17 protein-coding genes are annotated in these 20,280 nt (G+C 65.0%); 2 read left to right on the forward strand and 15 right to left on the reverse strand.

Features of this window, described 5'->3' with window-relative positions:
• Nucleotides 1-232: 232 nt before the first annotated feature.
• The 6 genes from rpsD to ACOZ9V_RS10220 all read right to left on the reverse strand — a co-directional run bounded on the left by rpsD (nt 233) and on the right by ACOZ9V_RS10220 (nt 8,177).
• The gene (gene rpsD / locus ACOZ9V_RS10195) at nt 233-874 is read right to left on the reverse strand and encodes a 30S ribosomal protein S4 (RefSeq protein ID WP_373270422.1); all 642 of its coding nucleotides are present in this window, start codon (nt 872-874) and stop codon (nt 233-235) included.
• A 274-nt stretch (nt 875-1,148) separates the two neighbouring features.
• On the reverse strand, nt 1,149-2,738 hold the full coding sequence (locus tag ACOZ9V_RS10200) for a cation:proton antiporter family protein (RefSeq protein ID WP_181270546.1): 1,590 nt from the start codon (nt 2,736-2,738) through the stop codon (nt 1,149-1,151).
• A gap of 65 nt (nt 2,739-2,803) precedes the next feature.
• Nucleotides 2,804-4,207: a replication-associated recombination protein A gene (locus ACOZ9V_RS10205; protein WP_434589689.1), complete on the reverse strand. Its 1,404-nt coding sequence runs from the start codon at nt 4,205-4,207 to the stop codon at nt 2,804-2,806.
• Nucleotides 4,207-5,988, reverse strand: a complete 1,782-nt coding sequence (gene aspS / locus ACOZ9V_RS10210) for an aspartate--tRNA ligase (protein WP_181270548.1) — start codon at nt 5,986-5,988, stop codon at nt 4,207-4,209. The genes ACOZ9V_RS10205 and aspS overlap by 1 nt, the downstream gene beginning before the upstream one ends.
• Nucleotides 5,989-6,046: 58 nt before the next feature.
• On the reverse strand, nt 6,047-7,381 hold the full coding sequence (gene hisS, locus ACOZ9V_RS10215) for a histidine--tRNA ligase (RefSeq protein ID WP_181270549.1): 1,335 nt from the start codon (nt 7,379-7,381) through the stop codon (nt 6,047-6,049).
• Between the two features lie 151 nt (nt 7,382-7,532).
• The gene (locus tag ACOZ9V_RS10220; RefSeq protein ID WP_181270550.1) at nt 7,533-8,177 is read right to left on the reverse strand and encodes an MBL fold metallo-hydrolase; all 645 of its coding nucleotides are present in this window, start codon (nt 8,175-8,177) and stop codon (nt 7,533-7,535) included.
• A gap of 119 nt (nt 8,178-8,296) precedes the next feature.
• On the opposite strand from ACOZ9V_RS10220, the gene ACOZ9V_RS10225 reads away from it, so the two are divergent.
• Nucleotides 8,297-9,649: a DUF349 domain-containing protein gene (locus tag ACOZ9V_RS10225; protein ID WP_181270551.1), complete on the forward strand. Its 1,353-nt coding sequence runs from the start codon at nt 8,297-8,299 to the stop codon at nt 9,647-9,649.
• 122 nt (nt 9,650-9,771) lie between these two features.
• Nucleotides 9,772-10,326 (forward strand): hypothetical protein, encoded by a 555-nt coding sequence (locus ACOZ9V_RS10230; protein ID WP_434589695.1) that lies wholly within the window; start codon nt 9,772-9,774, stop codon nt 10,324-10,326.
• Here the strand turns inward: ACOZ9V_RS10230 and ACOZ9V_RS10235 are convergent.
• The 9 genes from ACOZ9V_RS10235 to ACOZ9V_RS10275 form a co-directional block, all read right to left on the reverse strand.
• On the reverse strand, nt 10,305-12,602 hold the full coding sequence (locus tag ACOZ9V_RS10235; RefSeq protein WP_139467351.1) for a RelA/SpoT family protein: 2,298 nt from the start codon (nt 12,600-12,602) through the stop codon (nt 10,305-10,307). The two genes, ACOZ9V_RS10230 and ACOZ9V_RS10235, sit on opposite strands and share 22 nt — an antisense overlap.
• Before the next feature lie 20 nt (nt 12,603-12,622).
• Nucleotides 12,623-13,639, reverse strand: a complete 1,017-nt coding sequence (secF, locus tag ACOZ9V_RS10240; RefSeq protein WP_434589699.1) for a protein translocase subunit SecF — start codon at nt 13,637-13,639, stop codon at nt 12,623-12,625.
• Nucleotides 13,636-15,810: a protein translocase subunit SecD gene (gene secD, locus ACOZ9V_RS10245; RefSeq protein ID WP_434589702.1), complete on the reverse strand. Its 2,175-nt coding sequence runs from the start codon at nt 15,808-15,810 to the stop codon at nt 13,636-13,638. Before secD ends, secF begins: the two co-directional genes overlap by 4 nt.
• Nucleotides 15,811-15,848: 38 nt before the next feature.
• Complete coding sequence (gene yajC, locus ACOZ9V_RS10250) at nt 15,849-16,394, reverse strand: preprotein translocase subunit YajC (protein WP_434589705.1); 546 nt, start codon at nt 16,392-16,394, stop codon at nt 15,849-15,851.
• An 80-nt stretch (nt 16,395-16,474) separates the two neighbouring features.
• Nucleotides 16,475-17,551: a Holliday junction branch migration DNA helicase RuvB gene (gene ruvB / locus ACOZ9V_RS10255; RefSeq protein WP_139467353.1), complete on the reverse strand. Its 1,077-nt coding sequence runs from the start codon at nt 17,549-17,551 to the stop codon at nt 16,475-16,477.
• On the reverse strand, nt 17,548-18,144 hold the full coding sequence (gene ruvA / locus ACOZ9V_RS10260) for a Holliday junction branch migration protein RuvA (protein ID WP_139467354.1): 597 nt from the start codon (nt 18,142-18,144) through the stop codon (nt 17,548-17,550). Before ruvA ends, ruvB begins: the two co-directional genes overlap by 4 nt.
• Nucleotides 18,145-18,209: 65 nt before the next feature.
• A complete protein-coding gene (ruvC, locus tag ACOZ9V_RS10265; protein WP_139908129.1) occupies nt 18,210-18,806 on the reverse strand; it encodes a crossover junction endodeoxyribonuclease RuvC in 597 nt (198 codons plus the stop codon).
• Nucleotides 18,806-19,558 (reverse strand): YebC/PmpR family DNA-binding transcriptional regulator, encoded by a 753-nt coding sequence (locus tag ACOZ9V_RS10270; RefSeq protein WP_139467356.1) that lies wholly within the window; start codon nt 19,556-19,558, stop codon nt 18,806-18,808. The genes ruvC and ACOZ9V_RS10270 overlap by 1 nt, the downstream gene beginning before the upstream one ends.
• Before the next feature lie 137 nt (nt 19,559-19,695).
• Nucleotides 19,696-20,175 (reverse strand): NUDIX hydrolase, encoded by a 480-nt coding sequence (locus ACOZ9V_RS10275; RefSeq protein WP_062242804.1) that lies wholly within the window; start codon nt 20,173-20,175, stop codon nt 19,696-19,698.
• Nucleotides 20,176-20,280 lie beyond the last annotated feature (105 nt).

Below are 20,280 nucleotides of genomic sequence, written 5' to 3' on the forward strand. Positions count from 1 at the left end.
CGACGTGCGTCCTGCGGAGTTTCTAACCGAACAGCCCACTTTCAGGTGAATAGCCCCTGTTTGAAACAGTGCTATTCGCCTTTGAGTGGGCCGAAGCCGAACCTGCTGACGCCCGCGCCGAACCTGCGGGTGCACGCGCCGTACAGTGGACGCCCGTGCCGTGAATGCGCGACTGCCCGGAACCAAGAGGCCCCGGGCAGTCGCGGTGGCGCGATGCGCTGTGTTCAGCAGATCAGCGCGAGTAGAACTCGACGACGAGCTGAACGTCACAGGTGATCGGCACCTCTTCGCGCTTCGGGGTGCGCAGCAGAGTTGCCTGCAGGCCCTCGAGGTTCACGTTGAGGTATCCCGGCGTTGCGGGCAGGACGTCCTTGTGACCACCGGCGGCGGCGACCTGGAACGGATCCATCGAAGCCGAACGCTCGTGCACCTGGATGGTCTGGCCTTCCTTCACGCGGAAGGAGGGACGGTCCACGCGCTGTCCGTCGACCGTGATGTGACGGTGGACGACGAACTGACGGGCCTGGGCCATGGTGCGGGCGAAGCCCGAACGCAGGACGAGGGCGTCGAGACGCGATTCGAGGAGCTCGACCATGGTCTCACCGGTCAGACCGGGCAGACGGTTGGCTTCCTTGTAGGTCTTGAGCATCTGGGCCTCACGGATGCCGTACTGCGCGCGCAGACGCTGCTTCTCCTTGAGGCGGACCGAGTAGTCGCTGTCGTTGCGACGACGGGCGCGACCGTGCTCACCTGGAGGGTACGGGCGACGCTCGAAGTACTTCTCGGCCTTGGGTGTCAGAGCAATGCCGAGTGCGCGCGAGAGGCGCGTCATGCGGCGATTACGTGCTGGTGCTGGCACTGTATTACCTTTCATCAATGTGTTCTGCCGCGGTGGGCCTCTGCGGTTCTCGCCCCGAACGCGACTGTTGTTTCCCCGGATGGGAAAGAGGGATTGAGCGTCGAGATCCGCTCGCACCGACCGCCTTTAGGGTGCAGGCACAACAGCTGTCCATCTTAGCGGGTGCACACCGCTCGTCGCAAAGCCGATCGGCGGCCTCGCCGCTGTGATCTTGCCGACTGAGGCGAACCGTCCGCCCCTGCCGGCCGACCGATCCGCAAGTACCGCTGTCACTGCCGGCAGCCCGCTGTCACTTCCGACAGTCGTCTTCGTGGCTGTCGATCGCGGCATCGGCGACGGCCGCTCCGGACCCGCTGTAGATGTTGATCACCGCGTGGACCCCGGCACGGGCGAAGTGCTCGGCCTGATCGGGGCGTTGGACGACCGCGGCGATGGTCCCGGGGAAGCCGGCGATGCGCAGCTGTTCAAGAGCGAAGGTGTTCGAGTCGTGCAGCGCCATGGCGAGGACGACGGTGTGGGCGCTGCCCCCGACGACGAGGCGGTGCCAGAATTCGTGGTCGGTGGCGTCGCCTTCGAGCACTGTGAACTCGTCGGCGTGCAGGGCTTCGATGACTGTGTGGTCGTTGTCGATGCCGATGACGCTGCGGTCGCCGCGTTCGACGAAGCGCTCGTAGGCTCCGCGACCGATGCGGCCCATGCCGAGGACGACGACCTCCGCATCTCCGGTGTCGAGCGGCCGATCGTTGGCCCGCAGCCGGCTCTCGTTCTCGTCCGGCAGGATCGCGTCGAGCTTCGCGACGATCTGGAGGCTGTAGGCGTTCGCCAGGGAGGAGCCGATCATCCCCAGTGCCACGGCGAGGGCGGTGATGGTCAGCCAGTTGCCCTCGAAGAGTCCGTGGTCGACTCCGACGGCGACGACGATGAGTGCGAATTCGGAGAAGTTGCTCAGGGCCAGGCTGGTGCGCACGCTGGTGCGGTTGCGCAGGCCGAAGAGGCGACCCATGAGGTAGAAGCTCGCGAAGTTGAACGGCAGCAGCACGACGCACAGGGCCAGCGCCATGAGCAGATCCGACCAGGTGGGGACCGCTTGGAGCCCGATGACGACGAAGAACCCGACGAGGAAGAGCTCTTTGACGCTGAACAGCGACTTCGACATCTCCACGGCTCGCGGGTGGGTGGAGAAGAGAAGTCCGAGCACCAGCGCTCCGAGGTCGCCGTGGATGCCGACTGATTCGAAGGCGACATAGCCGGGCCCCAAGGCCATGACGACGCCGAAGAGGACGAGCAGCTCACCGCGTCCGACGCGGTCGAGGAGCCGTCGCAGCACCCAGACCACGGGAACGATCAGGACGAGCGCGAACGCCCAGGGACTCGGCGGCTCTTCGCCTGCGATCGTGATGAAGGCGACCGCAGCGAGGTCCTGGAGGACGAGGATCGCAATCGCGATCTGCCCGTAGTAGGACCCGTCGTCGGAGCGGTCTTCGAGCACTTTGACCACGAGCACCGTGGAGGAGAACGAGAGGGCGAAGCCGAGCAGCGCCAAGGTGCCCAGTCCCCCGCCGACGCTGACGATGCCGATGGCTGCGGCAGCTCCGATCGTCCCGGCACCGAGGAGGACCACCGTGATCATGTGCAGCGCAGCGGTGCCGTGGGCTTCGGGTTGGAGCAGGGAGCGCAGATCGAATTTCAGTCCGATCGTGAACAGCAGCAGGACGACTCCGATGTCCGATACCTGCTGCAGTCCCGCGAAGGCGGTGAAGCCGAAGACGTGCAGGAGGAATCCGGCCGCGAGGAATCCGACGAGCGGCGGAATGCGCAGCTCATGGGCGATGAGTCCCAGCGCCAGCGCGGCGGCGATCGTGATGACGATGTCTGCCATGCCGTCCTCCTCGATCAGCGCCGTCGGCAACGTCTCTGCCCGTCACCGCGTCTGCTCCAAAGCTATCAGGGTCGCAGCAGCCGCCTGAGGTTCTCGAGCCTCTCAGCGATGCTGCGTTCCATTCCGTTGCCCGTCGGAGAGTAGTAGCGCTTGCCTCGCAGCGACTCCGGCAGGTACTCCTGATCGGCGACCCCGTGCGGATAGTCGTGCGAGTATTTGTAGCCCTCACCGTGGCCGAGCTCTTTCGCCCCCGGATAGTGGGCGTCGCGCAGATGCATCGGCACTTCTCCGGCAAGTCCGTTCTTCACATCGGCGATCGCGGCGTCCAGGGCGCGGTAGCTCGCGTTCGACTTCGGGGCCAGCGCGAGGTAGGTGACCGCCTCGGCGAGGGGGATCCGTCCTTCGGGCATGCCGATGTTGGCAACTGCGGTCGAGGCGGCCACGGCGATCGGCAGCGCCTGCGGGTCGGCCATGCCGATGTCCTCGGCCGCAGAGATGACGACGCGACGGGCGATGAAGCGCGGGTCCTCACCGGCGACGATCATCCGCGCGAGATAGTGCAGGGCCGCGTCGACATCGGATCCGCGGATGGATTTGATGAACGCGGAGACCACGTCGTAGTGCTGGTCGCCGTTCTTGTCGTAGCGCAGAACGGTTTCGCTGCTCGCCTCGGCGCAGGCCGATTCGGTGATCGCGATCGGTTCGTCGTCTGCCTCCTCCGACTGCGCGGCGGCGATTCCGGCGGCGGCTTCGAGGACGGTCAGTGATCGGCGTGCGTCGGCCCCGGCGATGCGGACGATGAAGTTCCGGGCCTCCTCGGTGAGGGTGAACTGTCCGGCCAAGCCGCGATCGGATTCGACGGCACGGTCGAGCAGATTGCCGACCGCCTCGTCGTCGAGCGGACGCAGCGTGAGCATGAGCGACCGCGACAGCAGGGGTGAGATGACGGAGAACGACGGGTTCTCCGTGGTGGCGGCCACGAGCACGACGAGCCGGTTCTCCACCGCCGGCAGCAGGGCATCCTGCTGGGCCTTCGAGAACCGGTGGATCTCGTCGAGGAAGAGAACGGTGGTGCGTCCGTACATCTCCCGTTCGCGGCGGGCGCTCTCGATCACCTGGCGCACGTCCTTGACGCCCGCGGTGATGGCGGAGAGCTCGACGAAGGTACGGCCCGGGGCATGGGAGATGACATGGGCCAGCGTGGTCTTTCCGACTCCGGGCGGACCCCACAGGATCACCGAGGATGCTCCCGCCCGGTCTCCCCCGCTGGCTTCGACGAGTTGGTTGAGCGGGGACCCGGGGAAGGTCAGGTGCTCCTGACCGACGACTTCGTCCAGGGTCCGGGGACGCATCCGCACCGCAAGCGGGTCCAGGGCTCTGCCCGAGGAGGTCCGGGAGGAACCGGCGAAGCCCGGACCCGGTGTTTCCTGGTCCGGGCCGTCGGAGAACAGATTGGGTTCGTGGCTCATCAGGCCTCGGAGTCGTCGTCTTCCGGTTCGAAGTCGACTCCGGCCTCGGCGCGCTGGGCGTCGGTGATCGGGGCCGGTGCCTGGGTCAGCGGATCGAATCCGCCGCCGGACTTCGGGAAGGCGATGACCTCACGAATCGAGTCGACACCGGCCAGCAGGGACACGATGCGATCCCAGCCGAAGGCGATGCCGCCGTGCGGGGGTGCGCCGAACTTGAAGGCTTCGAGGAGGAAGCCGAACTTCTCCTCGGCCTCTTCGGCGGAGATTCCCATGATCTCGAACACCCGTTCCTGGACGTCCTTGCGGTGGATGCGGATCGAGCCGCCGCCGATCTCGTTGCCGTTGCACACGATGTCGTAGGCATAGGCCAGAGCGGCACCCGGGTCTTCTTCGAGGGTGTCGAGGAATTCGGGCTTCGGAGCGGTGAAGGCGTGGTGGACGGCTGTCCACTGTCCGCCGCCGACGGCGACGTCTCCGGCGGCTTGCGCTTCGGCGGCCGATTCGAACAGAGGCGCGTCGACGACCCACACGAAGGCCCAGTCTCCGTCCTTGATGAGACCCGTGCGTTCGGCGATCTCATTGCGGGCGGCACCGAGGAGGGCACGCATGCTGCGATCACCTGCGGCGAAGAAGATCGCATCGCCCGGCTGCGCACCGGCCGCCTCGGCGAGTCCCGCCTTCTCCTCATCGGAGATGTTCTTGGCCACCGGACCGGACAGTGTTCCGTCTTCGCCGATGAGCACATAGGCCAGGCCCTTCGCCCCGCGCTGCTTGGCCCAGTCCTGCCAGCCGTCGAGCTGACGACGCGGCAGCGAGCCGCCGCCGGGGTAGACGACGGAGCCGACATAGGGCGACTGGAAGACGCGGAACGGGGTGTCCTTGAAGAACTCGGTGAGGTTGTGCAGCTCGAGGCCGAAGCGCAGGTCCGGTTTGTCCGAACCGTACTTCTCCATCGCCTCGTGGTAGGTGATGTGCGGGATCGGCGTGGTGATCTCGTAGCCGATGAGCTTCCACAGTGCGGTGAGGATCTCTTCGGCCAGTGCGATGATGTCCTCCTGCTCGACGAAGGAGGCTTCGATGTCGAGCTGGGTGAACTCGGGCTGGCGGTCGGCGCGGAAGTCCTCGTCGCGGTAGCAGCGGGCGATCTGGTAGTAGCGTTCCATGCCGGCGACCTGAAGCAGCTGCTTGAACAGCTGCGGCGACTGCGGCAGGGCGTACCAGGAGCCGGGTTTGAGGCGGGCCGGGACGAGGAAGTCGCGGGCACCTTCCGGAGTCGACTTCGTCAGGGTCGGAGTCTCGACCTCGACGAAGCTGTGGGCGTCGAGGACCGACCGTGCGGCCTTGTTGACATCGGAGCGCAGACGGATCGTCTTTGCCGGGCCCGAACGGCGCAGGTCGAGGTAGCGGTAGCGCAGACGGGTCTCCTCGCCCACGGCGCCGGAGTCCTCGGCGTGGTCGGAGACCTGGAACGGCAGGGCCGCTGCTTCGGAGAGCACCTCGACGGCGGTGTCGATGATCTCGATCTCACCGGTGGGCAGGTTCGGGTTCGTATTGCCCTCGGGGCGCACCGAGACGGTGCCGGTGGCCTTGACGACGGTTTCGTTGCGCAGCTGGTGGGCATCGTCCTCACGGACGACGACCTGCACGATTCCCGAAGCGTCGCGCAGATCGATGAAGGCCACACCTCCGTGATCGCGACGACGATCGACCCACCCGGTGAGGGTGACGGTTTCTCCTGCGTTCGCGGCTCGCAGGCTTCCGGCTTCGTGGCTTCGCAGCACCTAGGGCTCCTTTGTGATGTTGTGGTCTAGCGCCTGAACAATGATAGTCGCCCCGCGCTCAGCTCCGGTACACGCGGGGCCAGAGGTCGTCTTCGGCAGGCGTCCATGTGTCCGGGTCGGCCGTAGTCTGCTCTCCCGAACGGATGTCCTTGACCTCGTGGCCGGACGCACCGTCGGTGAACCAGACGAACGGGATGTCGCGGCGTTCCGCGTAGCGGATCTGCTTGCCGAACTTCGCAGCGTTCGGCGAGACTTCGCACGGGATGTCCCGGGACCTCAGCGTCGCGGCCACGGCGTCGGCGTCAGCCCGTCGAGCCTCCTCGGTGACGGCGATGACGACGGCCGAGGGGGTACCGCGGGTGGCGCGGATCTCCGAGGTCTCGCCGAGGATGAACGCCATGAGGCGGGAGACGCCGATGGACATGCCCACCCCGGGATAGTTCCTCTTCCCCACGGTGACCAGCGAGTCGTAGCGCCCGCCGGAGGATACGGAACCGAGCTCCTCGTGGCCGATCAGCTGGGTCTCGTAGACCGCGCCCGTGTAGTAGTCGAGGCCGCGGGCGATCTTGAGTTGGGCGACGACGACTCCGGGTGCGCGAACGGCTGCGGCTCGCAGCAGCGTCGTCAGCGATTCGAGTCCGGCTTCGAGCAGGGGGTGGTCGACGCCGAGGGCGCGCACCTCATCGGCGAAGTCCGGGGAGTCGGATTCGATGGCGGCCAGCTCCAGGCACAGGCGCTGCTGCTCCTCATCGGCATCGGCTTCGGCAGCCAGCAGCTTCGCCACTTCGTCGGGACCGATCTTGTCGTATTTGTCGAGGCAGCGCAACACGGCTTGGATGTTCGTCAGCCCGATTCCGCGGGCGAAGCCCTCGAGCAGCCTGCGGTCATTGACGACGATCTTGATTCCGGGCACGCCGAGCGGGGCGAGCCGGGAGAACGCATCGGCCACGGCCAGGGGGATCTCGACTTCGAAGTGTCCGGGCAGGTCCCCATCGGCGATGACGTCGATATCGGCCTGGATGAACTCCCGGTAGCGACCGGCCTGCGGCCGTTCGCCGCGCCAGACGGGCTGGACGCGAGCGGCCTTGAACGGGAAGCTCAGTTCGTTCGCATTGTCGGCGATATAGCGGGCCAGGGGCACCGTGAGGTCGAAGTGGAGTCCCAGCGGGTTGCGTTCGGTGCCCTCGGAGTGGAGGCGGGAGACGGCGAAGATCTCCTTGTCGATCTCGCCGTCCTTGGCCAACTGGCTGATCGGTTCGACGGCGCGGTGGTTGAGGGCGGAGAACCCGTGCAGGGCGAAGGTGTGTTCGAGGGTGTCGATGATGGTCTTCTCGATCACGCGTTCGGCCGGGAGTCGTTCCGGGAATCCGGACAGACGGGCTGACTTCGCCATGGTGCTCCTTGCTTTCGGTGCGGTTGCGGTGCCGTGCGGCGCCGTTGAATCGTGTCGTCTCTGTATCGGGTGGGGTCTGAATAGTGTGGTGTCGTCCGGGACTGCGCAACCGCCTCGGGCAGGAAGACCTGAGACTTCGGTCGCTCAGTCCTCAGAAGAACGGATTCGTCGCGAGTTCTGTGCTCACGCGAGATGCCGGGCCGTGTCCAGGATAGATCGGCACGTCCGGCAGTGTCGCGAATGCCCGCAGGGATTCGGACATCGCCTGGGGGTCTCCCCCGGGCAGGTCGACGCGGCCGATGGCTCCGGCGAAGACGACGTCACCGGTGAAGATGACTTCCTCGTCCCCGTCCTTCACTCGCAGCAGCATGGAACCTTCCGTATGCCCGGGTGCGGAGACTGCCGTGATGGTGAGTCCGGCGATCTCGAAGCTCTGCCCGTCATTGATGTCAATGGCTGCCGGGGCGTTCCAGTCTGCGACGAGCGGCGCCAGCATTGCCGCGAACTGCGGGTTGAGCGTCGTGGCCGGTGAATCCAGGCGGTAACGGTCGTCGGCACCGAGGTGGACGGGCACGTTCCAGCGGGCGAGCACGTTGGTCAGGCCCAGAATATGGTCGGGGTGGCCGTGGGTGAGGAAGATCGCCTGAGGTTCGAGTCCCTCTTCGCTGAGCAGCTTCTCGAGGCCTGGGGCGCAGTCGTATCCGGAGTCGATGAGAATGCAGTCGCTGGAGCCGTCTGCGCGCACGGCATAGCAGTTGACGTCGAGGAATTCGGCGTTGGTCGAGAACACATCCATGTGCAAAGTCTATCTACACGCCCGCCGATGGTTATGCTGGGATAACGTCTATCCCACAATCGAGTGATCGGCGGGTGGAATGACCTGCCGGTTCGACCGATGGAAACAAGGTGAGAACCATGTCGACCCCGACACCGAAGCCGACCCCCCGTCCGTCGTCGCTGCCGCGTCCGCAGGCGGCACAGGTGGTCAATGCCAGCCATATCGACCACGACGCCGAGGTCGCTCGCGCGGTGACTCATGGTCGTGCCGATTCGGACGGCAATGTGTTCGTCACCACTCCGGAGGGCGAGCGTGCCGTCGGGCAGTACCCGGACGCCACTCCCGAAGAGGCTCTCGAGTACTTCGCGAAGAAGTACGTCGAACTCGCCGAGAGCGCGGTCCTGCTGCGCAACCGTCTCTCCGCCGGCGCTCCCGGCCGTGAGGTCGTGTCTGCGGCGAAGACGCTGCAGGAATCACTGCCGGAAGCCAACGTCGTCGGCGATCTCAAGGGGCTGAGCGCCACTCTCGACACCCTCATCTCCGATGCCGAGTCCACGGAGTCCCGTCAGGCGGCCCGGGCGCAGGCCGCGAAACTCGCCGCTGCCGAGGATCGTGAGGCTCTCGTCGTCGAGGCCGAGACCCTGGCCAAGCAGGATCCGTCGAAGATCCAGTGGAAGCAGTCGGGCGCGCGTCTGCGTGAGCTCTTCGCCCAGTGGAAGGACATGCAGCGCAGCGGACCCCGTCTGCCGCGTGCCGTCGATCAGGAGCTCTGGGGCAGGTTCTCGCAGGCTCGGAACACCTTCGAACACAAGCGCAAAGAGTTCTTCGCCGAGCTCGACAAGGTCAATGCCGAGGGCAAGCGGATCAAGGAGAAGATCGTCGCCGAGGCGGAGTCGCTGTCGGCCTCGACCGATTTCCGCACCGTGTCGCAGAAGTACAAGGACCTGATGAGCCAGTGGAAGCGCGCCCCGCGTGCTTCGCGCAAGGACGATGATGCACTGTGGGCACGGTTCCGTGCAGCACAGGACGTGTTCTTCTCCGCCCGTGATGCGGAGAATGCCGCTCTGGACGAGGAGTTCAAGGGAAACCTCGTCGTCAAGGAAGAGCTGCTGAAGAAGGCTCAGGCGCTGCTGCCGATCACCGACCCGGTGGCAGCCAAGCGCGAGCTGCGCACCATCCAGGACCAGTGGGAGGAAGCCGGCAAGGTCCCTCGCGCCGATGTCCCGCGGATGGAGAACGGTCTGCGCGATGTCGAACGCGCGCTCGCCGATGCCGAGGAAGCCGCGTGGCAGCGCAGCAACCCGGAGACGAAGGCCCGCACCTCGGGTGCGCTGAGTCAGCTCGACGAGTCGATCGTCGACCTCGAGAAGAAGCTCGAGGTTGCGAAGGCCGGGGGCGATGAGAAGACCGTCGCCGAGGCGCAGGAAGCTCTCGACGCTCGCCGCGCCTGGCGGGATCAGCTCGCCCAGACAGCCGCAGAACTCGACTGAGGCCGCAGTGCTCGGCTGAGGCCGCGGCGCTCGTCCACAGCTTCTGACGTTCGAGTCAGCACCTGTCCACAGGCGCTCTCCGAAGTCTTGTCAACGCCTCCACATCCGACGATAGTTCGGGTATGGAGGCGTTGTTTCATCTGCGGGACTTCGGGTACGAGCAGCTCACCGAGCTCACCCTCGACGGTCTGCTCATCCGACTGACCGAATCGACCTGGGTGCGCAAGGGTGCGATCCTCTCCCCCGCTGAGCGGATGGCCGCCCTGCATTCGCTCATCCCGCCCGGACTCGCGCTCTCCCACGAGAGCGCCTGGTGGGTGCACCGCGGACTCGGCCGGGCTCCCGCTCCGCTGAGCTTCATCACGCTGCCCAGGCGCCGGTGGATCGCCGATGACGGTTTCGACGTCCACGAGACGAATCTGGCGCAAGATGATTGGTGCCTCATCGACGGGCTGCCGATCACCACGGAGGAACGCACGCTCTACGATCTGCTCTTCCCGCACTTCCGGAACTGGACCGCGGAGTCGCCGCGGGCGCTCAAGGGCATCATTGCGGAGATTCCCAGCGGTCTGCGCCACCGTCTCCGGGACTACCTCACCGAGGTGGCCCGTCGACCGTTCGTCGCTCAGATGCGCGCGGCGCTGGACAGAGAGGATCAGCCGCCGGAGATGCGGTAGACGTCGAAGACGCCTTCGACCTTGCGCACGGCCGAGAGCACAGTGTCGAGATGGCTGGCGTCACTCATCTCGAAGACGAACTTCGATTGCGCCACGCGGGCCCGGGAGGTGCCGACCGACGCCGACAGGATGTTCACATGGGTCTCGGTGAGCACCTTGGTGATATCGGAGAGCAGACCGGCACGGTCGAGGGCCTCGACCTGGATCTGGACGAGGTAGATTCCGCTCGTCTTCTCGCCCCACGAGACCTCGACCATGCGTTCGGGTTCACGTTTGAGTGAGGTGACGTTCGGGCAGTCGACGCGATGCACGGAGACTCCCGAACCGCGGGTGACGAAACCGAGGATCTCGTCTCCGGGCACCGGGGTGCAGCAGCGAGCCAGTTTGACGAGCACATCGTCGACGCCTTTGACGATGACGCCTTCGGACGAGGAATGGTGCCCTGAGGACTGTCCCGTGCGGTTGCGAGGCTCCGGTGGCAGCACGACCGACTCGTCGTCCTCCCCGACTTCCTTGGCCAGCAGATCGACGACGTGCTGAGCCGAAGACACGCCGTTGCCGATCGCGGCATAGAGGGCGCTGACATCGGGCAGACGCATCTCCGTGGCGACGACCTGGAGAGCTTCCTGGCTCATCAGCGAAGCGGCGGAGATCGTATGGCGGCGCATCGCCCGGGCGAGCTGTTCGCGACCGTTCTCGATCGCCTCTTCGCGGCGCTCCTTCGAGAACCACTGCCGGATCTTGCTGCGGGCACGTGGACTCTTGACGAAGCCGAGCCAGTCGCGGCTGGGGCCGGCGTTCTCGTCCTTCGAGGTGAAGACCTCGACGGAGTCCCCGTTCTTCAGCTCAGTGTCCAAAGCGACGAGGCGACCGTTGACGCGGGCACCCATCGTCTTGTGCCCGACCTCGGTGTGCACTGCGTAGGCGAAGTCGATGGGGGTGGCTCCCGACGGCAGGCTCATCACCTCGCCCTTGGGCGTGAAGACGTAGACTTCCTTCGAGTTCACCTCGTAGCGGAGGCTGTCGAGGAATTCGTCGGGGTCGGAGACCTCTCGCTGCCAGTCCAGCAGCTGTCGCAGCCAGGCGGCGTCGTCGACCTCACCGGCGTCGGAGACCTTCACCGAACGCGCGGTGTTCGAGGTCACGGCCTTCGACGACTTGTTGAGATCCTTGTACTTCCAGTGAGCGGCGACGCCGAATTCTGCACGGCGATCCATCTCGTGGGTCCGGATCTGGATTTCGACGGGCTTGCCGGCCGGCCCGATCACCGTGGTGTGCAGGCTCTGGTACATGTTGTACTTCGGCATCGCGATATAGTCCTTGAACCGTCCGGGAACAGGATTCCAGCGGGCGTGGACGATGCCGAGGGTGGCGTAGCATTCGCGTACGGATTCGACGAGGACGCGGACTCCGACGAGATCGTAGATGTCGGCGAACTCGTGTCCGCGCACGACCATCTTCTGATAGATCGAATAGTAGTGCTTGGGGCGCCCCGTGATGGAGGCGTCTATTCCGGATTCCTTGAGTTCGCCCTGGAGCTCCTCGGAGACCGTGGCCAGATACTTCTCACGCTCGGGAGCCCGATCCGCGACGAGTCGGACCACTTCGTCGTAGACCTTGGGATGGAGGACCTGGAAGGACAGGTCTTCGAGCTCCCATTTGATCGTGTTCATGCCCAGCCGGTGTGCCAGCGGAGCGAAGATGTCGAGGGTCTCGCGAGCCTTCTTCGTGCTTGACGAGGCGGGCACGAAGCGCCAGGTGCGCGCATTGTGCAGACGGTCTGCGAGCTTGATGACGAGGACGCGGATGTCCTTGGCCATCGCCACGATCATCTTGCGCACGGTCTCGGACTGCGCGGCCTGCCCGTACGTGAGCTTGTCGAGCTTCGTCACCCCGTCGACCATGGCCGCGACTTCGGAGCCGAATTCCTCGGTGAGTTCGTCGAGCGAATACGAGGTGTCTTCGACGGTGTCGTGCAGCAGAGCGGCGGCGAGCGTGACCGGCAGCATGCCGATCTCCGCAAGGATCGTCGCCACCGCGATGGGGTGGGTGATATAGGCATCACCGGACTTGCGAGTCTGCCCTCGGTGGGCCTCCTCGGCGACCTTGTAGGCCCGGACGACGAGGTCGATGTCCGCCTTCGGATGGTTCGACTGCAGGGCCCGGATCATCGGGCCGAGCACTCGCGGGTAGCCAGGGTTGTTCTGTGCCCTGGCCGCCCACCAGGCTAAGCGGGAGATGCCTCGCGGACGGCGCGAATCAGCGGACGAAGCCACAACATCTCCTCTCTCGGGAATCAGACTTCGGCGTGTGTCACCGGTGGGACGTCTGCTCCCCCATCCTTCAAGCGTAGTTCACGCACGGCCTCCTCCTGTGCCTTGACCGCCGGTTCATTTGCCCGGAGGAGGGCGTAGAGGGGGCTCGCGACGAACAGCGTCGAAGCGGCTGCCACTATAGTACCGATGAACAGGGACAGCGAGATATCGACCAGTGTCCCCGCGCCGAGCAGGAACACGCCGATGAAGAGGATCGAGGCGATCGGGAGCACCGACACCACTGAGGTGTTGATCGAGCGCACGGTCGTCTGATTCACACCGAGGTTGACGAGTTCGGAGAACTTGAGATTCCGCTTCTCCTCGAATCGCGTCGTGTTCTCTCGGATCTTGTCGAAGACCACCACCGTGTCATAGAGCGAGAAGCTGAGCACGGTGAGGAAGCCGATGATGGCCTCCGGGGTGACTTCGAAGCCGGTGGCCGAGTAGATGCCCATCGTCACGATCATCACGACGAAGAGGCCGACGATCGCCGCGAGCGACATCTTCCACGTGCGGAAGTACAGGGCCATGACGACGAGGGCGATGGCCACGAAGATGACGAGTGCGCGGATCATCTTCGACGTCACGTCCTGACCCCATTCGGGTCCGACGAACGTCGAGGTGACGTCTTCGACCTTCACGTCGTAGCCGGAGACGAGAGCGTCTCGGACTTCCTGCATCTGCGGGTCGGTGAGCTGGTTCGTCTCGATCTGGACGGCCGTGTCGCTGGTCGGCGTCAGGCGCGGCTCAGAACCGGAGACGACATCGGTGATGATGCCTTCCCCCTTGGCGGCCGAGGTGTCGCTGACATGGTCGACCTGGAACTGCGAACCGCCCTTGAAGGCGATGCCGAAGTTGAAGCCGAAGATGAGCGGGACGAGCAGGGACAGGAGGACGAGGACTCCGGAGATGGCCAGCCACAGCTTCGCCTTGCCGACGAAGGGGATCGATGATTCGCCGCTGTGCAGGCGGTTGCCCCAGGCAAAGAACCGTTTCACTTGTCAGCCTCCTTGCCGTCGTCAGCCGTCGAGTCTGTGACGGCATCGTCTTCCTCGGCCCGTCGGGCCGCGGCCTTCCGCTCGGCGATGGTCATTCCGCCCGTCGCAGCAGCGGACTTCGCCGCTTTCGTGCTCTTCGACTTTGCGGACTTCGACTTCGTGGTCGTGGACCTGCCGGTCGTAGCGTTGTCCGTCTCGGACATCGTCGTGGTCTCCCCCGACTCAGACGCAGCTGCTGCAGCAGTCGTATCGGAGCTGTCGTCTGTACTCATCCCGGCCTTGCGCATCCGTGCCTTCTCGCGCCGCTTGGCTTCGGGAGTCTTGTCCTTGTCGTCGATGGACAGGTTGAGCGCTCCGCGGTAGGCGGCGGGTTTGACTCCGAGCAGACGCGGATCCATTCCGGACATCGGGTGGCCCTCGCCGAAGAACTTCGTGCGGGCCAGGAACTGCAGCATCGGGTGGGTGAACAGGAAGACGATGAGCACGTCGATGATCACGGTCAGGCCCAGGGTGAAGGCGAAGCCTCGCACCGAGCCGACGGCCAGGATGTAGAGAATGACCGCGGCGAGCATGTTCACTGCCTTCGAGGCGTAGATCGTGCGCTTGGCACGGTCCCAGCCGACCTCGACCGCGGAGAGCAGATTGCGACCGCTGCGCAGTTCGTCTCGGACACGTTCGAAGTAGACGATGAACGAGTCCGCCGCCATGCCGATTCCGATGATGATACCGGCGACACCGGCCAGGGACAGTCGGTAGCCGTATCTCCACGATGCCAAGAGCAGCAGCAGGTAGGTGAGCACACCGGCAACGACGAGGCTCGAGACGGTGACGAGGCCGAGCACCCGGTACTGCAGCAGCGAATAGACGACGACGAGGAGGAGTCCGACCAGGCCGGTGAGCAGACCGATCTTGAGGTAGTTCGAACCCAGGGTCGGTGAGATCTGGTCCTCGCTCTGGACCTGGAAGCTCAGCGGCAGCGAGCCGTTCTTGAGCTGGTTGGCCAGAGTCTGTGCCTCGTCGAGGGAGAAGTCGCCGGTGATCTGGGCGTTGCCGTCGTTGATCACCGCGTTCGAAGACGGAGCCGACAGTACGAGACCGTCGAGTTCGATCGCGAACTGGTTGTAGGGCTGCTGTTTGCCGGTGATGTCCGAGGTGATCTGCTTGAAGATCTCACGACCGGTGGAGTCGAAGGAGAGGTTGACGGCAGGGTTGTTGGTCTGCACGCCATTGGCTCCTGCGGCATAGCCGGCACTGGCATCGGCGAGGTGATCGCCGGAGAGTTCGACAGGCCCGAGGATGTACTTCGCCTGTCCGTCTTCGGAGCACGAGACGACCGGTTCGTCCGAGGGCTGCTGTTGGCCGCCCGTCCGGTTCTTCTTGTTCGTGCAGTCGAGCTCGGTGTATTCCTTGATGATCTTATCGGACTGCCATTCGGAGGCGTCCTTCTCCGGATCGAAGAGGGGCCGCGGCGTCGAGTCGGTGACCTTCGTGCTGTCGCTCGATCCGCTGCCTTCTCCGGACTTCTCCGCGTTCTTGCTCCCCGACTCCGAGGACGTCGTCTCCTCGGAGGACTCGGCCGTCTTCTTCGTCTCGCCGCCGGCATTGACGACATCGCCGCCGCCGGACGGGGCCTGGTCCTCGCTCTGTCCATCGCCCTGCGAGTCGGCGCCGGTGAGGTCCTCGAGGCGTTTGCGCTCTTCGTCGCTCAGTCCGTCATCGCCACCCGATTCCTCGCCGCTCTTCTCCTGCTCCTTCTGGATCTGTTCCTGTGAACGCGGGTCACCGACCAGCGCCACACGACGGAAGACCAGCTGAGCAGACGAGCGGACGAGGTTTCGGGTCTCCTCGTCGGGGTTGCCCGGCAGATTCACGACGATGTTGCGGTCGCCCTGCGTCGTGATCTCGGCTTCGGAGACACCGGTCGAGTCGACGCGCTGGCGGATGATCGCCACGGCCTGATCGAGCTGCTCCTTGCTGATGTCCGTGCCCTTGGACACCTGCGGTTCCAGAATGATCGACGTTCCACCCTCGAGGTCGAGCGCGAGCTTCGGAGTCGTCGTGGCATTCGACCAGATGACACCGCCGGCGATGATTGCGGCCAGCACCAGAGTGATGATGGTCAGCCACAGGAAGCGCAAACCAGGGCGTGGTTTTTCTTCGATATCGGACACGTTTCAGCTTTCAGTCGGGAGAAGAGTGCGAGAACGGATCAGTTCTTCTTGTCGGAATCCGAATCAGTCGGGTCCGCGGACTCCGCAGCGGCGGAGTCGGCATCGGTCTCAGCGGCGGCCTCGGCGTCGACGTCCTCGGTCTTCGCAGCGGACTCATCGGCGATGACGTCATCGGATGCGTCGTCCGGGGTGTCTTTCTCGGCGCGTTTGCGTTCGTTCATGGCGTCGAGCTCGGCGTCGGTGATGGCCGGCTTCTCGTCTGCGTCGACATCGGCATCGGCGGCGGGGGCGGGGGCGGCGGCGTCGGGAGCGTCGACGGGCGCTGCGGCCTGGTTGTTCTCGATCTGACCGATGGCCTGGCGGTGGACGCGCAGAACCGTGCCGGGACCCGACTCGATGGTCACCTGGTTGTTCTCTTCGTCGATGGAGAGCACGGTGCCGAAGACACCGAAGGTCGTCATCACGGTCGCGCCGGGCACGAGGCCCGATTTGATCTGCTCCGCACGCGCCTTCTGCTTACGCCGAGAATTGAACAGGAAAAAGATCAGCAGCGCGGCAAGCGCAAGAGGGATCAGCAAATCCACAGATATCAGCCTTTCATATGAATGAATCAGTGAACCAGCTTAGTTCGTCCTCACCTCTCATAGCGAACTCAAAGGCGCGGTCAGAACTCATAGTTTGCTGGGATCTGCATTTTCAGGTGCTTCCAGGCCGCCGTGGTGGCCACGCGGCCGCGCGGGGTGCGACTGATCAGGCCCTCTCGGACGAGGTAGGGCTCGGACACGGTTTCGACTGTATCCGCTTCTTCGCCGACGGAGACGGCGAGGGTTCCCAATCCCACCGGGCCTCCGCCGAAGCGCTTGCACAGAACCTGCAGAACCGACCGGTCGAGGCGGTCGAGACCGAGCTCGTCGACCTCGTAGACGCGCAGGGCATTGGTGGCGGCCTCCTCGTCGATGATTCCGCTCCCCCGCACCTGGGCCCAGTCGCGGACGCGGCGCAGCAGGCGGTTTGCGATTCGCGGGGTTCCCCGGGAACGTGTGGAGATCTCTTCGAGCCCGGCGAGTTCGGCATCGATGCCGAGCATCCTGGCCGAACGCTTGAGAACCGTGAGCAGATCGGCGCTCGAATAGAAGTCGAGCAGGGCGGTGAAACCGAAGCGGTCACGCAGCGGCGCGGGCAGCAGACCGGATCGGGTGGTCGCCCCGACGAGGGTGAATTGCGGGAGGTCGAGCGGGATGGCGGTGGCACCTGGTCCTTTGCCGACGATGACGTCGACTCGGAAGTCCTCCATCGCCACGTACAGCATCTCCTCGGCGGCCCGGGCCATGCGGTGGATCTCGTCGATGAAGAGGACTTCGCCTTCTTCGAGGGAGGACAGGATGGCTGCGAGGTCACCGGCATGCTGGACGGCCGGGCCGGACGTCACTCGCAGGCTCGAGTTCATCTCGTGGGCGATGATCATCGCCAGCGTGGTCTTGCCGAGCCCGGGAGGACCGGAGAGCAGCACATGGTCGGGTGCCTTCTGTCTGGCCTTCGCCGCGTCGAGGACGAGGGAGAGCTGCTCACGCACCTGCGGTTGGCCGATGAAGTCGGCCAGGCCCTTCGGACGCAGCGCCGCCTCGGCATCGCGTTCGGCCGTCTCGGCACGACCGGAGACGAGTCTCTCCTGTTCGGCTCCGGTCAGGTCCTGATCACCGAAGTCCACCTCATAGGAGTCGGGGTCGAACGAGCCTGTCATCTCTTCGCACCCAGAACCTTCAGAGCGGCCTTGAGGACCGCGGAGGTGCCGGCATCAGCACCGGTCTCCTTGACGACGTCGGCGACGACGTCCTCAGCCTGCGCTTCCTTCCACCCGAGACCCACAAGAGCGTCGACGACCTGCTGGTTGCCGCCGCCGAAGGACAGAGTGGGTCCGGGAGAGGCAGCGGTGAGCTTCGGCAGTTTGTTCTCCAGCTCGAGGATGATGCGCGAGGCGCCCTTCTTCCCGATTCCGGGGACACGGGTGAGCGCGTTGGCATCCTGATTCGTGATCGCGGCGGCAAGTTCGTCAGGTCCCATCACCGAGAGGATCGCCATCGCCAGACGCGGACCGATTCCGGAGATCGACAGCAGCACCTCGAAGGTGTGGTTCTCGTCTTCGGTGCCGAAGCCGTAGAGCGTCATCGAGTCTTCGCGCACCACGAGGCTGGTGACCAGTTCGATCTCGGCGCCGTGCCGAGTCCCAGCCAGAGTATCGGGGGTGACGTGGACCTTCCGGCCGACGCCGTAGGTGAGAACGACGAGGTGGTCAGCTGCGATCCGATGCACCGTACCGCTGAGGAAACTGATCACGGACAGCCTTTCTTAAGGGGAACACGTGTACGAATCCAGGTTAGCAGGCACCCGCTCCCCCATGCTCACTTGGCGCGCCGCATGGCCTCGGCCCACTGCTGCTGGGCCTTCGTCAGTCCGCTTCCCTGCCTCCCGCCGGCCTTGCGTTCGGTCAGATCCTTATTTGCCCCCGGCGTCGATTGGGCCGACAGCGCCCCGCGCCAGGAATGGCAGATCGCGATCGCCAGGGCGTCGGCGGCGTCGGCGGGCTTCGGCGGTGCGTCGAGTCCGAGGATCCGCGTCACCATCGAGGTGACCTGTTTCTTGTCCGCACGGCCCGAACCGGTGATCGCGGCTTTGACCTCGGATGGGGTGTGCATGGCCACGGGCAGGCCGCGGCGGGCGGCCAGTCCCATGGTCAGTCCCGATGCCTGGGCGGTGCCCATGATCGTGGACACATCGTTGCGGGCGAAGACGCGTTCGATGGCCACGACATCGGGACGGTACGTGTCCAACCAGCTGTCGAACGCCTCGGCGATGGCGCCGAGACGAAGGTCGACGGAATCGGCGGAAGGAGTCCGCAAGACGTCGACGGCGACCATCTTCGCCTTCCGGGCGGGCAGGGTGTCGATGACACCGAGCCCGCACCGGGTCAGTCCGGGATCAACGCCGAGGATGCGCATCAGGCATCGAGTTCGGCGAGGACCTCATCGCTGACATCGGCGTTCGAGTAGACGTTCTGCACCTCGTCGCTGTCTTCGAGCGCATCGATGAGGGAGAAGACCTTGCTCGCTGTCTCCGCGTCGAGGCTGACCTCGAGTTCGGGCACGAAGGAGGCCTCGGCCGAGTCGTAGTCGATGCCGGCGTCGACGAGGGCCGTACGCACGGCCACGAGGTCGGTGGCCTCGCAGATGATCTCGAACTTCTCGCCGACTTCCTTGACCTCTTCGGCTCCGGCGTCCATGGTCGCCAGCAGAATGGCCTCTTCGTCGGTCTCCTCGGCGCCCACGGTGATGACGCCCTTGCGGTTGAAGTTGTACGTCACCGAACCGGGATCGGCCATCGAACCGCCGTTGCGGGTCACGGCCACGCGCACCTCGGAGGCGGCGCGGTTGCGGTTGTCGGTGAGACATTCGATGAGCAGTGCCACACCGCCGGCGGCGTAGCCTTCGTACATGATCGTCTCGTAGTTGACTCCGGAGCCGTCGAGACCGCCGCCGCGCTTGACCGCACGGGTGATGTTGTCCGCGGGGACCGAGTTCTTCTTCGCCTTCTGGATCGCATCGAACAGCGTCGGGTTGCCGTCGGGGTCGGGTCCACCGTTGCGTGCGGCCACCTCGATGTTCTTGATCAGCTTGGCAAAGAGCTTGCCGCGCTTGGCATCGATGGCAGCCTTCTTGTGTTTAGTCGTTGCCCATTTGGAATGACCTGACACTGGTGTTCCTTCCTGTAGTTACAGCCTCTCAAGTCTATACGCTGACCGCGCCGACTCGTGCAGACTTCCCGTTCGCGATTCCGTGCGCACTCCCACCGGACCGCACTGCGGACCTGTTACGGAGCGCGATCGTGCGCTCAGTCGATGACCAGCGGCACGTCGGGAACGGACCCGGCGGTGGCCAGGTCGATGAGGCCGAGGAGGTTCTTCGGATAGATCGTCTCCGTCGTGGCCAGAAGCTCCTCCCGGGTCCACCAGCGGAATTCGAGCAGGCTGCGCTTCTCGATGTCCGTCCAGACCGCGTCTTCGAGCTCGATGTCCTCGCTGGTGCGGAACGCGAAGTAGGTTTCGACCTGGCGCAGCGACTTCTCCGTGAATTCGAAGACCTCGTCGCGCGTGGCCAAGGGACCGATGAGTTCGTGAGGTTCGCATTCGATCCCGGTCTCCTCGGCCAGTTCCCGGGCCGCCGTCTGCGCGGCCGACTCGCCGAGTTCGGAACCGCCTCCGCAGGTCATCCACCATTGGTGGCTGGGGGTCAGCAGATCCTGGGCACGGATCAGGAGAACCTCGTCGCGCTCATTGAGTAATACGACCCGTGAGGCTTTACGAGGTTTCATGTTTCTCCAGTGGTCGGCGGCGAAGGGAGGCAAGTGTTTGCAGAATAATGACGCTGGGGGATTTCGGCAAGAGCGCGACAGCGGCCCAGAGAACGATATCGGCTC

This window comes from Brevibacterium sp. 1718, from assembly GCF_051131255.1.
Lineage (GTDB): Bacteria > Actinomycetota > Actinomycetes > Actinomycetales > Brevibacteriaceae > Brevibacterium > Brevibacterium sediminis.

What these genes read in the sequence shown, in the direction of transcription:
- rpsD (WP_373270422.1), bottom strand. Translation starts at nt 874, where the DNA reads ATGAAAGGTAATACAGTGCCAGCACCAGCACGTAATCGCCGCATGACG.
- ACOZ9V_RS10220 (WP_181270550.1), bottom strand. Translation starts at nt 8,177, where the DNA reads ATGGATGTGTTCTCGACCAACGCCGAATTCCTCGACGTCAACTGCTAT.
- ACOZ9V_RS10225 (WP_181270551.1), top strand. Translation starts at nt 8,297, where the DNA reads ATGTCGACCCCGACACCGAAGCCGACCCCCCGTCCGTCGTCGCTGCCG.
- ACOZ9V_RS10230 (WP_434589695.1), top strand. Translation starts at nt 9,772, where the DNA reads ATGGAGGCGTTGTTTCATCTGCGGGACTTCGGGTACGAGCAGCTCACC.
- ACOZ9V_RS10275 (WP_062242804.1), bottom strand. Translation starts at nt 20,175, where the DNA reads ATGAAACCTCGTAAAGCCTCACGGGTCGTATTACTCAATGAGCGCGAC.
- ACOZ9V_RS10200 (WP_181270546.1), bottom strand. Translation starts at nt 2,738, where the DNA reads ATGGCAGACATCGTCATCACGATCGCCGCCGCGCTGGCGCTGGGACTC.
- ruvB (WP_139467353.1), bottom strand. Translation starts at nt 17,551, where the DNA reads ATGACAGGCTCGTTCGACCCCGACTCCTATGAGGTGGACTTCGGTGAT.
- ACOZ9V_RS10205 (WP_434589689.1), bottom strand. Translation starts at nt 4,207, where the DNA reads ATGAGCCACGAACCCAATCTGTTCTCCGACGGCCCGGACCAGGAAACA.
- hisS (WP_181270549.1), bottom strand. Translation starts at nt 7,381, where the DNA reads ATGGCGAAGTCAGCCCGTCTGTCCGGATTCCCGGAACGACTCCCGGCC.
- ruvC (WP_139908129.1), bottom strand. Translation starts at nt 18,806, where the DNA reads ATGCGCATCCTCGGCGTTGATCCCGGACTGACCCGGTGCGGGCTCGGT.